The organism is Pseudomonas koreensis (genome assembly GCF_012986595.1).
In the GTDB taxonomy this organism is placed as follows: Bacteria; Pseudomonadota; Gammaproteobacteria; order Pseudomonadales; family Pseudomonadaceae; genus Aquipseudomonas; species Aquipseudomonas koreensis.
On sequence record NZ_JAAQYM010000001.1, the window covers coordinates 207,213 to 222,546 of the forward strand.

The 15,334-nt window shown below is 62.3% G+C and carries 14 protein-coding genes; 8 read left to right on the plus strand and 6 right to left on the minus strand.

All coding sequences use genetic code 11. From position 1 onward, the window contains the following. The first annotated feature begins 63 nt into the window (after positions 1-63). Positions 64-1,518: a TrkH family potassium uptake protein gene (locus HBN98_RS01005; RefSeq protein WP_064586528.1), complete on the plus strand. Its 1,455-nt coding sequence runs from the start codon at positions 64-66 to the stop codon at positions 1,516-1,518. On the opposite strand, the gene HBN98_RS01010 is transcribed toward HBN98_RS01005, so the two are convergent. After that, positions 1,475-2,530, minus strand: coding sequence for an AraC family transcriptional regulator (locus HBN98_RS01010; protein ID WP_198402858.1), 1,056 nt, complete (start codon positions 2,528-2,530; stop codon positions 1,475-1,477). The genes HBN98_RS01005 and HBN98_RS01010 overlap by 44 nt on opposite strands. Before the next feature lie 164 nt (positions 2,531-2,694). Here HBN98_RS01010 and HBN98_RS01015 point away from each other — a divergent pair, with 164 nt between their 5' ends. Next, positions 2,695-3,006, plus strand: a complete 312-nt coding sequence (locus tag HBN98_RS01015; RefSeq protein WP_083366632.1) for an Mpo1-like protein — start codon at positions 2,695-2,697, stop codon at positions 3,004-3,006. Between the two features lie 26 nt (positions 3,007-3,032). Beyond that, positions 3,033-3,623: an HD domain-containing protein gene (locus HBN98_RS01020; protein WP_083366633.1), complete on the plus strand. Its 591-nt coding sequence runs from the start codon at positions 3,033-3,035 to the stop codon at positions 3,621-3,623. An 87-nt stretch (positions 3,624-3,710) separates the two neighbouring features. On the opposite strand, the gene HBN98_RS01025 is transcribed toward HBN98_RS01020, so the two are convergent. Further along, positions 3,711-4,526 carry a UDP-2,3-diacylglucosamine diphosphatase gene (locus HBN98_RS01025; RefSeq protein WP_064586524.1) on the minus strand — a complete coding sequence of 272 codons (816 nt, stop codon included), beginning with the start codon at positions 4,524-4,526 and terminating at the stop codon, positions 3,711-3,713. A 133-nt stretch (positions 4,527-4,659) separates the two neighbouring features. Between HBN98_RS01025 and HBN98_RS01030 the strand changes: the two genes are divergently transcribed. Together HBN98_RS01030 and HBN98_RS01035 are read left to right on the plus strand one after the other, a co-directional pair. Then, positions 4,660-5,424, plus strand: a complete 765-nt coding sequence (locus HBN98_RS01030; RefSeq protein ID WP_083366634.1) for an AraC family transcriptional regulator — start codon at positions 4,660-4,662, stop codon at positions 5,422-5,424. Positions 5,425-5,597: 173 nt separating this feature from the next. After that, positions 5,598-6,491, plus strand: coding sequence for a DMT family transporter (locus HBN98_RS01035; RefSeq protein WP_083366635.1), 894 nt, complete (start codon positions 5,598-5,600; stop codon positions 6,489-6,491). Here the strand turns inward: HBN98_RS01035 and HBN98_RS01040 are convergent. Next, positions 6,485-6,772: an Rdx family protein gene (locus HBN98_RS01040; protein ID WP_083366636.1), complete on the minus strand. Its 288-nt coding sequence runs from the start codon at positions 6,770-6,772 to the stop codon at positions 6,485-6,487. The genes HBN98_RS01035 and HBN98_RS01040 overlap by 7 nt on opposite strands. A 71-nt stretch (positions 6,773-6,843) precedes the next feature. Between HBN98_RS01040 and HBN98_RS01045 the strand changes: the two genes are divergently transcribed. Next, entirely contained in the window at positions 6,844-9,045 is a 2,202-nt protein-coding gene (locus HBN98_RS01045; protein ID WP_083366637.1) for a patatin-like phospholipase family protein, read from the plus strand. 123 nt (positions 9,046-9,168) lie between these two features. Here HBN98_RS01045 and HBN98_RS01050 read toward each other — a convergent pair whose 3' ends face one another. The 3 genes from HBN98_RS01050 to recQ all read right to left on the minus strand — a co-directional run bounded on the left by HBN98_RS01050 (position 9,169) and on the right by recQ (position 13,766). Next, complete coding sequence (locus HBN98_RS01050; RefSeq protein WP_083369362.1) at positions 9,169-10,941, minus strand: type IV pilus assembly protein FimV; 1,773 nt, start codon at positions 10,939-10,941, stop codon at positions 9,169-9,171. A 127-nt stretch (positions 10,942-11,068) separates the two neighbouring features. After that, positions 11,069-11,503 carry a MarR family transcriptional regulator gene (locus HBN98_RS01055; RefSeq protein ID WP_064586519.1) on the minus strand — a complete coding sequence of 145 codons (435 nt, stop codon included), beginning with the start codon at positions 11,501-11,503 and terminating at the stop codon, positions 11,069-11,071. A 133-nt stretch (positions 11,504-11,636) separates the two neighbouring features. Further along, positions 11,637-13,766, minus strand: coding sequence for a DNA helicase RecQ (recQ, locus tag HBN98_RS01060; RefSeq protein ID WP_083366638.1), 2,130 nt, complete (start codon positions 13,764-13,766; stop codon positions 11,637-11,639). A gap of 400 nt (positions 13,767-14,166) precedes the next feature. Here recQ and HBN98_RS01065 point away from each other — a divergent pair, with 400 nt between their 5' ends. Both HBN98_RS01065 and HBN98_RS01070 read left to right on the plus strand, forming a co-directional pair. After that, positions 14,167-14,754 (plus strand): UPF0149 family protein, encoded by a 588-nt coding sequence (locus tag HBN98_RS01065; protein WP_064586517.1) that lies wholly within the window; start codon positions 14,167-14,169, stop codon positions 14,752-14,754. 10 nt (positions 14,755-14,764) lie between these two features. Next, positions 14,765-15,160: a YbaN family protein gene (locus HBN98_RS01070; protein WP_064586516.1), complete on the plus strand. Its 396-nt coding sequence runs from the start codon at positions 14,765-14,767 to the stop codon at positions 15,158-15,160. Positions 15,161-15,334 lie beyond the last annotated feature (174 nt).

Genomic DNA, 15,334 nt, shown 5'->3' on the forward strand with positions numbered 1-15,334 from the left:
GTTTACATGCCCTGCCCCACGGGTAGAATGGCGCCCTTTCCCACTTCAGCCCGAGCGGACTTCATGGCGTTGCCGACCTTACGGATCATTGGTTTCATCATCGGCATCTTCTTGATCACCCTGGCCGTCGCCATGGTCGTGCCCATGGCCACCCTGGTGATTTTCGAGCGCACCAGCGACCTGCCATCGTTCATCTGGGCGAGCATGATCACCTTCGTCGCCGGCCTCGCGCTGGTGATTCCCGGACGCCCCGAACACATCCACTTGCGCCCGCGCGACATGTACCTGCTGACCGTCAGCAGCTGGCTGGTGGTGTGCATTTTCGCTGCGCTGCCGTTCTTGCTGACCCAGCACATCAGCTACACCGATTCGTTCTTCGAAAGCATGTCCGGCATCACCGCCACCGGTTCGACCGTGCTCAGCGGGCTGGACACCATGTCACCGGGGATCCTGATGTGGCGCTCGCTGTTGCACTGGCTCGGCGGCATCGGCTTCATCGGCATGGCGGTGGCGATTCTGCCGCTGCTGCGCATCGGTGGCATGCGCCTGTTCCAGACCGAATCGTCGGACCGCTCGGAAAAGGTCATGCCGCGCTCGCACATGGTGGCGCGGCTGATCGTGGCGGCCTACGTCGGCATCACCATCCTCGGCAGCCTGGCATTCTGGTGGGCCGGGATGAGCCCGTTCGATGCGATCAACCACGCGATGTCGGCCATTTCCACCGGCGGTTTCTCCACCTCCGACCAGTCGCTGGCGAAGTGGACGCAGCCGGCGGTGCACTGGGTCGCGGTGGTGGTGATGATTCTCGGCAGCCTGCCGTTCACCCTGTATGTGGCGACCATGCGCGGCAACCGTCGCGCATTGATCAAGGACCAGCAAGTGCAGGGCCTGATCGGCATGTTGCTGGTGACCTGGCTGGTGCTCGGCACCTGGTACTGGTGGACCACCAAGCTGCATTGGCTGGAAGCGCTGCGGCACGTGGCGCTGAACGTGACCTCGGTGGTCACCACCACCGGTTTTGCACTCGGCGACTACAGCCTGTGGGGCAACTTCTCGCTGATGCTGTTTTTCTATCTGGGCTTCGTCGGCGGCTGCTCCGGTTCGACGGCGGGCGGGATCAAGATCTTCCGTTTTCAGGTCGCCTACATCCTGCTCAAGGCCAACCTCAACCAGCTGATTCACCCGCGCGCGGTGATCAAGCAGAAATACAACGGTCACCGTCTCGACGAAGAGATCGTGCGCTCGATTCTGACCTTCTCGTTCTTCTTCGCCATCACCATCTGCGTGATCGCCCTGCTGCTGTCGCTGCTCGGCGTCGACTGGATGACCGCGCTGACCGGCGCCGCCAGTACCGTGTCCGGCGTCGGCCCGGGCCTGGGCGAGACCATCGGCCCGGCGGGCAATTTCGCCACCCTGCCGGACGCGGCCAAGTGGATCCTGTCGTTCGGCATGCTGCTCGGCCGACTGGAGATCATTACGGTGTTTGTGCTGTGTATTCCGGCCTTTTGGCGTCACTGATCGGCGCCTGCAGCAGCCGCGCCCGGTAATCGCCGGGCGTGGTATCGAACCAGCGGCGGAACGCGCGGAAGAAGTTGCTCGGATCGGCAAACCCCAGCAAGTAAGCAATTTCCAGCAAGGTCATGCTCGGCTGGGCCAGATACTGTTCGGCCAGTTCGCGGCGGGTGTCGTCGAGCAACTGCTGAAAACTGGTGCCCTCCTCCTGCAACCGCCGTTGCAGGGTGCGCTGCGACAGGTGCAGGGTCTGCGCCACCGTATCGCGCTTGGGTTCGCCCTGAGGCAGCAAACGGCAGAGCACCTGGCGCGCCTTGTGGGTCACGCGGCTTTCGGAAAAGCGCGCCAGATACTCCCCGGCAAACCGGTCGTGCAACAGCGCCATGGCTTCGTTGGCGGTCGGCAGCGGTGCTTCCATGTCGGCCCGTTCGAAGATCAACGCATCGTACGGCGCGTTGAACATCAGCGGTGCATGGAAGGCTTGTCTGTAGGGTTGCAGGTCATCGGGCTCGTCACCCTGAAACAACACTTTGACCGGGTGCAGCGTGCGCCCGGTCAGCCAGCCGCACAGGCCCAGTGCGCAGGCCAGCGAAGCTTCGGCGCTCTGGCGGGTCGGTGGCAGGTGATCGCCATGCACCGTCAGGATCAGCGCATAGCCTTCTTCGAGCAGGCGAAAACTCAGGTCGGCGCTTTCGGCGATGATCCGCTGATAACGCACCAACCGTTGAAAACCTTCGGCCAGGGTGTTGCTCGACATCAGGGCGTAGCCGGCAACATGGAACGAGGCCGGGCGCACCACCTTGCCCATGTTCAGGCCGATCGCCGGGTTGCCGGACAGCTCGACCGCCCGTTGCCACAGGCGGGTCATGGAATCTTGCGGGAAACGCGCATCCGGATCATCCAGGGCGGCGTAATCGAGCCCCAGTTGCTTGAACAGTACCCGGCAATCCAGGCCGTCCATCTCCAATGCTTTGACAATCCCCATCGCCCAGCTTGCAGAAGTCGTTCGTTCGCTCATGGCGTTATTCTTTTACATGATGGGTCGCATGCCACGACCCGATTTGCGAAGGATACTAAAGTGGCGCCCATTGTCACTGGCTGATGCCACTGTTCACTCTAGACTCAAATAAGCTACCCGCCGAACAACTTGCCGTCAGAACAATAACCACAGAGATCGCAGTCGTGGAAAACATCAAACAATTCAACACGTTTGCCGAGTTCTATCCGTACTACCTCAGCGAACACAGCAACAGTACCTGCCGCCGGTTGCATTTCGTCGGCACCACGCTGGTGATTTTCATTCTGGCCATGACCATCGCCAAAGGCGCCTGGCTGCTGTTGCTCGCGTTGCCGCTGGCCGGTTACAGCTTTGCCTGGATCGGGCACTTCTTCTTTGAAAAGAACCGCCCGGCGACCTTCCAGCACCCGCTGTACAGCCTGCTCGGCGACTTCGTCATGTACCGCGACATGATCCTCGGCCGCGTGGCGTTCTGAACCCCGATCCACCAGGAGGCTTGCCGATGAACGCCAACGCGCGCTTCACCCACATGCAGGACGGCACCCAGGAAGACTGGGCGATCATCGCCGCGGATTTCAGTGCCTACGCCCGGCAACTGCCGTCGCGGATCGTCGCGCACCTGAAGTTGCTGGAGGGCGATTTCGGCGGTTTCCCGGTGGATCGCCTGACCCATTCGCTGCAAACCGCGACCCGCGCCTATCGCGACGGCCGCGACGAGGAATACGTGGTGTGTGCGCTGCTGCATGACATCGGCGACACCCTGGGCTCCTACAACCACCCGGACATCGCGGCGGCGATTCTCAAGCCGTTCGTCAGCGCCGAGAACCTGTGGATGGTCGAAAAGCACGGCATCTTCCAGGGCTACTATTTCTTTCATCACCTGGGCATGGACCGGCACCTGCGCGAGCAATTCGCCGCGCACCCGCAGTATCAGGCGACGGCGGAGTTCTGTGCCAAATACGATGCGGCGGCGTTTGACCCGGCGTATGAAACCCTGCCGCTGAGCTTTTTCGAGCCGATGATGGAGCGGCTGTTTGCCCAGCCGAAGCACTCGATCTACAAGGCGGCGATGGACGAACACAGCCCGGTGTAAGGCGAACCGCTACGCGGTTCATCGCGAGCAGGCTCACTCCTACAGTCGATCGCATTCCAACTGAGGCCCTCCCTGACAACCGAAGACTCAGGCGATTTCAGCGACGTTGGCCGCCTTGAGCTGCGCCTCCCGCGCCTGGGCATCCGCCAGTCGATACAGCTCGATCGTGCCGTCCCAGTGCTCGATCAACGCCGTGCACGACTCCACCCAGTCGCCGCAATTGAGGTAGTCCACCTCGCCGACCTTGCGGATTTCGGCATGGTGAATGTGCCCGCAGACCACGCCGTGCAATTCGCGTTTGACGCATTCATGGGCGATGGCTTCTTCGAAGTCGCTGATGAAACTCACCGCCGTCTTCACCTTGTGTTTCAGGTACGCCGACAACGACCAGTAGCCGTAGCCATAACGGGCACGCCAGTGGTTGAGCCAGCGATTGAGGGTCAGGGTGAACTCGTAGGCCGAGTCGCCGAGGAAGGCCAGCCAGCGGTGATAGCGCGTGATCACATCGAACTGATCGCCGTGAATCACCAGCAGGTGCCGGCCATCCGCGGTGACGTGTACCGCCTCGTCGACCAACTGGATATTGCCGAGGATCAGCTTCGAATAACGGCGCAGAAACTCGTCGTGGTTGCCGGTGACGTAGATCACTTCGGTGCCGCGCTTGCTCATGGTCAGCAGGCGGCGAATCACGTTGGTGTGCGCCTGCGGCCAGTACATGCCACCGCGCAGCTTCCAGCCATCGATGATGTCACCCACCAGGTAGATCTTGTCGGCGTGGTAGCCCTTGAGAAATTGCGACAAGTGCTCGGCCTGGCAATCGCGCGTGCCCAGGTGCACGTCGGAAATCCACAGGGTACGCACCCGTTGTTTACGGCTGGGTCTGGCGAGCTCGGCGCTGGTCATGGGCAACCCTCTGCGATGTTTTCGCAAGAGTGCGCCTGCCGGGTTAATCGGCCATGACAACTGTGCGTCAGTCCTGTGACAGCGCAGACCCGGCGCGCCGGTGTAGACTGGCGGCCTGCCCGGAGACTTTGCCATGCGTCCGATCCTGACCCTGCGCCAATACACCCACGACCTGATCATACACAGCCACGACCACGCGCAACTGGTGTTCGGCCTGTCGGGTGCGCTGGATTTCGAGGTCGAGGGCTGTGGCAGTCAGGTGCTCCAGCAGAGTTTCGTGGTCGTCCCCAGTGGCGCGCATCACGCCTGCGGCAGCCCTGACGGCAGCCGTTGCCTGGTCATGGACATCCCGGACGAGCAATGGCTGCGCGATTCCCTCGGCAACCATGCCGACGCCAGTCGCCGCCTGCTCGATCAACCGGCGCGCTTGTCCCTCGACGCGGGGCAAAGCCAATTGGTCAGTTGGCTGGCGAACAGCCCGGTCAGCGATCCGCTGATCGCCCAGCAAGGCGCGGTGTTGCTGCTGGCCAGCCTCAATCACGCCCGCCCCGCTGAACTCGCCCACCGCCACCTGCCTTACGCGGCGCTGGATGCGCACATCGATCAATACGCCGCGTATCCGTTGCAAGTCGCCGATCTGGCTCGGGTTGCCGGCCTGTCCAGCGCGCGCCTGCACGCCCGGTTCATGGCCGAATGCGGGCAGACGCCGATGGATTACATCCGCAGTCGCCGCCTGCACAAGGCCGTCAGCCTGTTGCGCGAGACGGCCCTGCCCGTCGGCGAGATCGCCAGTCGTGTCGGTTACAGTTCGCAAAGTGCCTTTTGCGCCGCCGTCCTGCGCGAATTCGGTGCCTCGCCCGGACGACTTCGGCGCGATTCCTACAACAAAAGACGATAGCCTGCCGACAGACTTCTGAGCCGCAACACGCTTCAATGTCTCCCATGTTCCCCTATAGGAGCTGCCGCAGGCTGCGATCTTTTGATTTTGGCTTTTCAAGATCAAAAGATCGCAGCCTGCGGCAGCTCCTACAGTGATGGTGTTGTGTATCGACAGACTCAAGAAGGATTGCAATGACTCCGCGTACCGCCCTCGGCGCCCTGCATATCGGCGCTCTGATGTTCGGCCTGACCGGTGTGTTCGGCAAACTCGCTGCCGCGTCGCCGGCGGTGATCGTCTTCGGACGCGCCGCGTTCGCCGTGCTCGCCCTGGCCTTCTTTGCCCGCTTCGCCAGCCAACACGGCTGGCAGAAACTGCAGGCGGTCGATTGGCGGCGCTTGGCACTCAGCGGCGTGTTGCTGGCCGGGCACTGGGTGAGTTTTTTCATCGCGGTGAAAGTGGCCGGCGTGGCGATCGCGACGCTGGGCTTTGCCAGTTTTCCGGCGTTCACGGTGATTCTGGAAGGGCTGATTTTCCGCGAGCGCATCCGCGCCAATGAAATCGTGCTGGTTGTGCTGGTCAGTGTCGGTCTGGTGCTGGTCACCCCCGCGTTCGACCTCGCCAGCGGTGCCACCACCGGCCTGCTTTGGGCGGTGCTGTCAGGCCTGCTGTTCGCCCTGCTCTCGCTGACCAACCGCGCCAGCTCCGGGCGTATTCCGGCGGTGCAGGCAGCGCTGTGTCAGAACGTGGTGGTGGCGCTGTGTCTGCTGCCGGTCGCCGCCCCACAGCTCAGCGAAGTGCGGGCTCTGGACTGGCTGTGGATCGGCCTGCTCGGGGTTTTCTGCACCGGCGTCGCCCACAGCCTGTTCGTCGCCAGCCTGGCGGTGATCAAGGCACGCACCGCCGCCGTGGTGTTCGCCATGGAACCGGTCTACGGCATCACCATCGCCTGGCTGCTGTTCGATGAAAACCCGACGCTGCGCATGCTCCTCGGCGGCGCGCTGATCATCGTCGCCATCGTGGTCTCGGCGCGGATGTCAGGCAGCGCCAGCAAAAAAGCCGTCGCCGCCGAAGCCGCGGCTCACTGAGTACGGTCGCTGTGACCGAGGTCGCGGTCAGGGTCGATCTGATCGCGCACTCGCTGCTTGAGCACCTTGGCCTCCGGGAAACCGCCGTCCGCCTTGCGCTCCCAGATCTGCACGTCGTCGCAACTGATGTGAAATACCCCGCCGGTGCCGGGCACCAGCGAGACCTTGCCGAGGTCATCGCCAAAGGTGCTGAGCAGCTCCTGCGCCAGCCACGCGGCGCGCAGCAGCCACTGGCATTGGGTGCAATAGGTGATGACGATTTCCGCTTTGGCGACGGTCATGTTCGCTGAAACTCCTGAGACAGAGGGCGCCGCTATAATAGCCGGCTTTATCGCTTGCCCCGAGACTCACCATGCGCCGATTGCTGTTCTGCCTGCTGCTGGGCTTCCTGCCGTTTTTTGTTGATATCAGCGTTCATGCTGCCGAAACGCCTCGCCCGAAAGTCGGCCTGGTGCTGTCCGGCGGTGCTGCCCGTGGCCTGGCGCACATCGGCGTGCTCAAGGCACTGGAAGAACAAGGCATCAAGATCGATGCGATTGCCGGCACCAGCATGGGCGCAGTGGTTGGCGGCCTGTATGCCTCGGGCTACAAGATCGATGAACTGGAAAAACTCGCGCTGAACATCGACTGGCAACAGGCGCTGTCCGACGCGCCACCCCGGGAAGACGTGCCATTTCGCCGCAAGCAGGACGACCGCGACTTTCTGGTGAAACAGCAACTGAGTTTTCGCGATGACGGCAGCCTCGGCCTGCCGCTGGGGGTGATTCAGGGTCAGAACCTGGCGCTGATGCTGGAAAGCCTGCTGGCGCACACCAGTGATACCCGGGACTTCGACAAACTGCCGATCCCGTTCCGCGCCGTCGCCACGGACATCGCCAACGGCGAAAAAGTGGTGTTCCGCAAAGGCCACCTGCCGCAGGTGATCCGCGCCAGCATGTCGATCCCGGCCGTATTTGCCCCGGTCGAACTGGACGGGCGACTGCTGGTGGACGGCGGCATGACCGACAACATTCCGCTCGACGTCGCGCGGGAAATGGGCGTCGACGTAGCAATCGTGGTCGACATCGGTACCCCGCTGCGCAACCGCAAGCAACTGAGCACCGTGGTCGACGTGCTGAACCAGTCGATCACCCTGATGACCCGGCGCAACTCCGAAGAGCAACTGGCAGCCCTCAAGCCGTCGGACGTGCTGATCCAGCCGGCGCTGGCGGCATTCGGCGTCACCGATTTCGGCAAGGCCCAGGAAATGATCGACGCCGGTTACCGCGCCACGCGGATTCTCGATGCGCGTCTCGCCCTGCTCAAACCCCAACAATCCCAGGACGCCGAACTCGCTGCCGCCCGCGCTCCGGGGCAGCGCACGCCGATCATCACCGCGATCAAGGTCGAGAACGATTCGAAAGTCGGCGACGACGTGATTCGCTATTACATCCGGCAGCCCATCGGTGAGCCGCTGGACCTCGGCCGGCTGCACTCGGACATGGGCACGCTGTACGGCCTGGACTACTTCGAGCAGGTGCAGTATCGCGTGGTGCACAAGGGCCAGGATCACACCCTGGTGATCAGCGCGCGAGGCAAGCGCAGCGGCACCGATTACCTGCGGGTGGGCCTGAACCTGTCGGACGACATGCGTGGCTCCAGCGCCTTCAACCTCGGCGCCAGCTACCGCATCAACGGCATCAACCGCCTCGGCGCCGAATGGCTGACCCGGGCGCAGATCGGCGACAAACAGGAGCTGTACAGCGAGTTCTACCAGCCGCTGGATGTCGGCTCGCGCTATTTCATCGCACCCTCGGTGGTCTTCGAGGCACAGAACGTCGATGCGGTGCTCGACAATGATCCGGTCGCCCAGTACCGGGTCGAACGCTACGGTCTGGCGCTGAATGTCGGTCGACAGATCGGCAATAACGGCGAAGTGCGTTTTGGCGTGGGCGAGGCCTGGGGCAAGGCCGACGTGCGCATTGGCGACCAGGACCTGCCGAGCGAACACTTCAACGAAGGCTTCTATTCGCTGAAATATTCGTTCGACTCGCTGGACAACGTCTATTACCCCCATGAGGGCAAGGACATCAGCCTGACATTGCTGCAATTCGAACCGAGCCTGGGCTCGGACACGCGCTACCGGCAGTGGGAGTTCAAACTGGACAAGGCCATGAGCCGTGGTCCGGATACGCTGATTCTCGGTGGGCGCTATGGCCGTACGCTGGACGATACCAATGTGGTGACCTCGAGCTTCCTGCTCGGCGGAGCGCGACAGCTCTCGGGTTTCCGCCAGGACTCGATTTCCGGGCAGAACGTCAGCCTGATGCGCGCGGTGTATTACCGCCGGTTGACGCCGCGTTCGTACCTGCCGCTGGACTTCCCGCTCTACGCCGGCGCCTCGCTGGAACGGGGCCGGGCGTGGAACAACGACAATGAATTCGACAGCGGCTACATCAACGCCGCCAGCGTGTTCATCGGTTTCGATACGCCGCTGGGGCCGTTGAATTTCACCTATGGCTTGAACGATGCGAATGAGCAGGCGGTTTATCTGAACCTGGGGCAGACGTTCTAACCACTTTTGCGAGCAGGTCGAATCGTCGCACCGTCGTTCCCACGGGGAAAACGTACCCCAGTGGGAGCGAGCCTGCTCGCGAAGGCGTCAGGACGGGCACCGCAGCAGCGCATGACACTCAGATCAACGGATACCGGCCAATAGGGTTCTGGCCGTTTGCTTGAGCGGCTCATCCCCTTCCTTGAGCAGTTCATTGAGCAAGGCAATCGCGCTGTCGATGTCGCCGTCATCGATGCAGGTCTGCGCCTGTTCGAGTTTCTCCGAGCCGCCAGCCGGCTCCGGCTCCTGCAACGTCAGCGGCTCCAGGGTGAGTGAAGACGGTGGATCGCTGAACGCATTGAGAAAGTCATCGTCCAGCGGCTGCGCGTCCGGCTCGGGGATCCATTCCAGCTCGGCCTCGTCACTCACGCTTTCGGGCAATTCGAAGTCCGTCGGCAACATCTCAAGGCTCGAACCCGACGCGGAGGGGCTTGCTGAAGTTTGATCGGCTGTCGCGCGGCCGTCCTCCAGATCCCAACTGGACGCCATCGACAGCTCACCCAGATTCAACTCGAATTCATCCTCCGGCGCCGGTTGTGCCGCCGCAATCGGTGCAGCGGCGATGACAGGCAACACTGGCGCTATCGCAGCCACACTGTTGAGCTTCGGATGCCGCGCACGAATCGCCTCCAGTTGCTGCGGATCAACCCCCGCCCCGCGCAACCGGTGTTCCTGTTGCTCATATTCTGCGCTGGCACCCTGGCGCCCCAGCACTTCGAGCAATTGCACCCCCAGATCGGCGCGCTCCGGCTCCTTGTCCAAGGCATTGCGTAACAGCCCGACGGCTTCGTTCAGGCGCCCATAGGCCAAGTAAATGCCCACCGCCTCCAGCACATCACCCGCCGCCGGTTCTTCACGATGCTCGGGTGCTGCGCTGATGCCGGCCGAGGGGGCGACCGGTGTGTCATCCAGGTCCGGGGGAAGACCTGCCGGGACAATCGCCAGCGGCGCAACATCCTGAGCCTGTTGCCGGCGACGGCGCATCAATAGCCCGCCACCCAACAATCCCAGCAACAGCAGCAAACCGCCGAGCAGCGGCCAGTTGAGACCTTCGTCTTCGGCTGGCGGCGCGATGGGCGCTGGCGCAGGTGCCGGCGGCGTGATGGCCGGTGCCGGCGGCTTTTGCAGCTCGGTCAAACGCGTTTGCAGATCGCTGACCTGTTTTTTGCCATCGGCAATCTGGGCATCCTGCGCCTGCAGTTTCGCGTTCAGCTCATCGACGGTCTTTTGCAATTGTTGGTTCTGCAGCACGCTGGCCGCCAACTGCTCGGTCAGTGCCGCGTTGGCCGGTGCGGCAGGCGTGGATGGCACTGGCGCAGAAGGTGCGACGTCGCGCTTGCCTTGGGCAGCCTGGGGCGCCGCCGTGGCGGGTTCAACGGCGGGAAATTCAGAAGATTGCGGGCGTGGCTCGGGCTCGTCCGTGGCCGGCACGATGTTCGGCGAACCGGGCGGATCGATCAGCACCGTGTACTCGCGCAGCAAGCGGCCGTTGGGCTGATTGAGCTGCAGCAGAAAATTCAGAAAGGGTTCTTTGACCGGTTTGCGCGAGGTCACCCGGATCATCTGGCGATTGCCATGCAGGATCGGCGCGAACTGAAGGTCGTTTAGGAAAAACACCCGCTCGACCCCGGCCCGGCCGAACTCATCGGCCGTGGCCAGGCTCACCGAGAGGTCGCTGGTACTGAGGCCACCGGCATCGACCAGCGCGATGTCGGCCTTGAGCGGCTGATTGAGGCCCGAGTGAACAGTGATGTCCCCCAGGCCCAGAGCCATCGACCAGGTCGAATAGCTGAATACGCCAGCGACCAGCAGCCATTTGGCGCCACCGCGCAGTACCACGTGCCGACTTGCGAGCATGAGCATCCCTTAAATAAGCAAAACCGACTTCTATGCGTTCGCACATCCGGTACGAACACGATATTGCCCAGTAGTTCTTATAGTCTGCTCAGCGCAATCCCTCAAAAAAGCGGCGCGCAGTTATGCCTCAAGATTTTTCCAGGTTGGCCAGAATGTGCCCGTGAACGCGCATGCACACCTTCATATCCGCCTCATCGATACCGACGAACAGTTCGCTGCGCAGTTGCGTGGCAATGGTCTCGATTTGTTCGATCAGCGGCAGCGCCGGCGCGCACAGAACGATTTTTTTCGCCCGGCGGTCTTCCATCACGGACTGGCGTTGCACCAGGCCCTGACTCTCCAGGCTATCGAGCAAGCGCGCGAGGGTCGGGCCTTCGACGCCGACGCTTTGCGCCAGCTCGCGTTGGGTCGGTGCGTCTTCGAAACGCGCCAGATGCAGCAGCACCAGCCAGCGCGCCTGGGACAACCCCAGACCCGCCAGCCGGCGGTCCAGTTCGGCACGCCAGCCGCGGGACATCTGGGCCAGTTGCATGCCAAAGCGGTGTTGATCGGTTAACGGCATAAAACACTCATGAGTAGACTGACAAATAGAGAAAAACTAATTATTAGTCAGCTAAGCATGACATTTGGCTATAGGCAAGAGCCGACCTGTACTGAATCGTTACAACTGCCTGACGGTTGGCGCAAACGCCATCTTACATTTCGAATTCAGATTGCAGCGCAGCCCTTACGCAGTAAAGGACGCCTTCCGGAACCCGACCGGCGAACAGCTCGGCGACTTCAGCGACCGACGGCAACTCGCCCTCGCCGTCGAGGAACGCGTCCTGCACTTCGCCCATCAGCTCTTCAGGCAGATCCAGCGCCTGTTCCAGCGACAGCTGCTGCTTGCCGATGGCCTCGGCGAGCATGGTGTAGACGTTCTTTTCCGAGCACTGCAGCTGCCCGGCGATCTGCATCGGGGTCATGCCGGCGCGGGCCAGGGTGATCAGTTCGTGACGCACGTCGGCCACCACCTTCGGCGCTTCGGCCTCGCCGCCGAGCACTTCGAGGAAGGCCTCGCCGTAACGCTCCAGCTTGCGCGCACCGACACCGCTGACCCGGGCCATGTCGGCCAGCGAGGTCGGCTGGCTGCGGAGCATTTCCAGCAGCGTCGAGTCGGGGAAGATGACGTACGGCGGCACGCCATGTTCTTCGGCCAGTTTGCGCCGCAGGGCACGCAGGGCTTCCCACTGTTCGCGCTCCTCAAAGCGCACCAGTTGGCTGGCCGGGCTCTTGCTGGCGGTTTTGGCGGTGGCTTGCGGCTTGAGGTCGCGGCGCAGTTCCAGGGTCACTTCACCCTTGAGCAGCGGCCGGCAGGTGTCGCTCAGGCGCAAGCCGCCATAGCCTTCATGATCGACATCCGCCAGACCGCGCGCCACCAACTGGCGGAACAGCGAGCGCCATTCGCTCTCGCTCAGCGCCTTGCCAACACCGAACACCGACAGGTGCTGATGGCCGAAGCTGCGGACCTTTTCGTTGTCCTTGCCCAGCAGCACGTCGACCAGATGGCCGACGCCATAGCGCTGACCGGTGCGATAGATCGCTGACAGTGCCTGACGCGCCGGCTCGGTGGCGTCCCAGGTCTGCACGCCATCAACGCAGTTGTCGCAGTGGCCGCATGGTTCGGGCATGTCCTCGTCAAAATACGCGAGCAGGGTCTGCCGCCGGCAGCGGGTCTCTTCGCAGAGCGAGAGCATGGCGTCGAGCTTGTGCTGCTCCAGACGCTTGTGGCGCTCGTCGCCTTCGGAGTTCTGCAGCATCTGCTTGAGCATCACCACGTCTTGCAGGCCGTAGGCCATCCACGCATCCGCCGGCAGGCCATCCCGACCGCCGCGACCGGTTTCCTGATAATAGGCTTCAAGGGATTTCGGCAGATCGAGGTGCGCGACGAAACGCACGTTGGGCTTGTCGATGCCCATGCCGAACGCCACGGTGGCAACCATGATCAGGCCTTCCTCGTTGAGGAAGCGTTTCTGGTGATAGGCACGCAGATCATTGGGCAGACCGGCGTGATACGGCAGCGCCGGGAAGCCCTGCTCGCTCAGGAATGCGGCCACTTCCTCGACCTTCTTGCGCGACAGGCAATAGACGATGCCGGCATCGCTGCGCCGCTCGGCAAGGAACGCCAGCAACTGCTTGCGCGGCTGCTCCTTGGGCACGATGCGGTAGAAAATGTTCGGCCGGTCGAAGCTCGACAGGAAGCGCTCGGCGTTCTGCAGGTGCAGGCGCTCGACGATTTCTTCGCGGGTGCGCTTGTCAGCCGTGGCCGTCAGGGCGATGCGCGGGACATTCGGGAATAACTCCGCCAACTGCCCCAGTTGCAGGTATTCACGACGGAAGTCATGACCCCATTGCGACACGCAGTGCGCTTCGTCGATGGCGAACAGGGCGATCTCGAGGCTTTGCAGGAAGGCCAGCATGCGCGGCTGCACCAGACGTTCCGGCGCCAGATAAAGCATCTTCACTTCGCCACGCTTGATCCGCGCCGCGAGGTCGCGCTGCTGTTCGGCGCTCAACGTGGAGTTCAGCGCCGCAGCGGCCACGCCCAGCTCTTCGAGGGTGGCGACCTGATCGTCCATCAAGGCGATCAACGGCGACACCACCACCGCCAGGCCGTCGCGCAACAGCGCTGGCACCTGGAAGCACAAGGACTTGCCGCCACCGGTAGGCATCAGCACCAGCGCATCACCGCCGCTGGCCACGCGCTCAATGATTGCACCCTGACGGCCACGGAAACTGTCGTAGCCGAAGATGTCCTTGAGGACGCGTTGAGCCTGTTCGAGCATAGAAACTCCAAAAATCTACCGAAACATCCCTGCACAGGCTGGTTCAGGACAGCCACAGCTGCTTAAACAAAACGTAAGAGCGCATTGCCAGACCACCGCAATACGAGCAGGGAGCGCAAAACGCGGCAGTATACCCGAGCCCTCCCCGGCAGGGGGTGCCGCTGAGAAGACTCATCCAGACACAACTCCCTGCTCCCCCTGTAGGAGCTGCCGAAGGCTGCGATCTTTTGATGTTGATCTTGAAAAACAAAATCAAAAGATCGCAGCCTTCGGCAGCTCCTGCAGGGATAGGCGGTGGATCTGCCAGGCCGTGACGGGGCAAATCTGCCGTGCGGCTGGCTTGAGCGCTCAAGAAGGCCTAGAATTCCCGCATTGTTTATTCCCCCAAGGTAGCCCCGTAATGTCCTTCGCTGAGCAACTAACCCGCCTGCAAGTCTTTCTCGACGCCGACGAGCTGCACGAAGAGGCGCTGGATTACGTGGCCGCCCACGGTTACCTGACCGCGCTGTCGATCTGTGCAGAAGAAGTGCCGGAGCGCGAGTGGATCGACGCCCTGTTCGCCGAAGAGCCGCATTACAGCAGCGACGCGCAGCGCGAAGAGATCGAAGCCACCCTGATCGGCCTCAAGGCGCACATCGCCCGTCAACTGGCGTCCGATGAAGAGTTCGAGCTGCCGTGCGAACTGGACCTGGGCGACGACCCGGACGACTCCGAACTGCGCGGCTGGTGCATCGGTTTCATGGAAGGCGTGTTCCTGCGTGAAGCCGCCTGGTTCGAAACCGCCGAAGAAGAAGTCAGCGAAATGCTCCTGCCGATCATGGTCGGTTCGGGCCTGTTCGACGAACAGCCAGAGTTCGAAGACATCGCCAAGGACGCCAACCTGATGGACGACATGATCGTGCAGATCCCGGAAGCCCTGACCGCGCTGTACCTGCTGTGCCAGGCGCCAGACGAAAAACCGGCGATCCTCAAGCCACGTCACCACTAAGATCCGGCCTATGGACAACCCCATAGGCAACCGCCCCCTGATGTTGCGCTACATCCTGCTGGCCATCGGCTGGCTCAGCGTGGCATTGGGGGTGATCGGGATATTCCTGCCGGTCCTGCCCACCACTCCTTTCCTTCTGCTCGCAGCGGCCTGCTTCGCGCGCAGCTCTCCGCGTTTCTATCGCTGGCTGGTCGAACATCCGAAACTCGGCCCATGGATCCGCGACTACCTCGACGGTAATGGCATTCCACTCAAGGGCAAGGTCTACGCGATCGGGCTGATGTGGGCGAGCATTCTGTTCTCCTGCTATCTGGTGCCACTGCCGTGGGCGCGGGGGTTCATGCTGACCAGTGCGGTGCTGGTGACGGTGTATATCCTGCGCCAGAAGACGCTGGACAAATCCTGACCCCATCTCCTCGACATTTCCGGTTTTATCCAAAAACAACACGCCACCCTTCTATCGCAAGGGTTTCGAGTCAGAAACCACTGACATCGACGACGACCTTTCGTCAGAAAAAGCTTCCTACCTGTTATTTCTGACAGTAGCCAGCCGAGACGCTTTCAGCGCTGAATAACTCCA

Bases quoted from the DNA above. Each gene is read 5' to 3' on its own strand.
- HBN98_RS01005 (WP_064586528.1), top strand. From the start codon at position 64: ATGGCGTTGCCGACCTTACGGATCATTGGTTTCATCATCGGCATCTTC.
- HBN98_RS01010 (WP_198402858.1), bottom strand. From the start codon at position 2,530: ATGAGCGAACGAACGACTTCTGCAAGCTGGGCGATGGGGATTGTCAAA.
- HBN98_RS01020 (WP_083366633.1), top strand. From the start codon at position 3,033: ATGAACGCCAACGCGCGCTTCACCCACATGCAGGACGGCACCCAGGAA.
- HBN98_RS01025 (WP_064586524.1), bottom strand. From the start codon at position 4,526: ATGACCAGCGCCGAGCTCGCCAGACCCAGCCGTAAACAACGGGTGCGT.
- HBN98_RS01030 (WP_083366634.1), top strand. From the start codon at position 4,660: ATGCGTCCGATCCTGACCCTGCGCCAATACACCCACGACCTGATCATA.
- HBN98_RS01035 (WP_083366635.1), top strand. From the start codon at position 5,598: ATGACTCCGCGTACCGCCCTCGGCGCCCTGCATATCGGCGCTCTGATG.
- HBN98_RS01040 (WP_083366636.1), bottom strand. From the start codon at position 6,772: ATGACCGTCGCCAAAGCGGAAATCGTCATCACCTATTGCACCCAATGC.
- HBN98_RS01045 (WP_083366637.1), top strand. From the start codon at position 6,844: ATGCGCCGATTGCTGTTCTGCCTGCTGCTGGGCTTCCTGCCGTTTTTT.
- HBN98_RS01050 (WP_083369362.1), bottom strand. From the start codon at position 10,941: ATGCTCGCAAGTCGGCACGTGGTACTGCGCGGTGGCGCCAAATGGCTG.
- HBN98_RS01055 (WP_064586519.1), bottom strand. From the start codon at position 11,503: ATGCCGTTAACCGATCAACACCGCTTTGGCATGCAACTGGCCCAGATG.
- recQ (WP_083366638.1), bottom strand. From the start codon at position 13,766: ATGCTCGAACAGGCTCAACGCGTCCTCAAGGACATCTTCGGCTACGAC.
- HBN98_RS01065 (WP_064586517.1), top strand. From the start codon at position 14,167: ATGTCCTTCGCTGAGCAACTAACCCGCCTGCAAGTCTTTCTCGACGCC.
- HBN98_RS01070 (WP_064586516.1), top strand. From the start codon at position 14,765: ATGGACAACCCCATAGGCAACCGCCCCCTGATGTTGCGCTACATCCTG.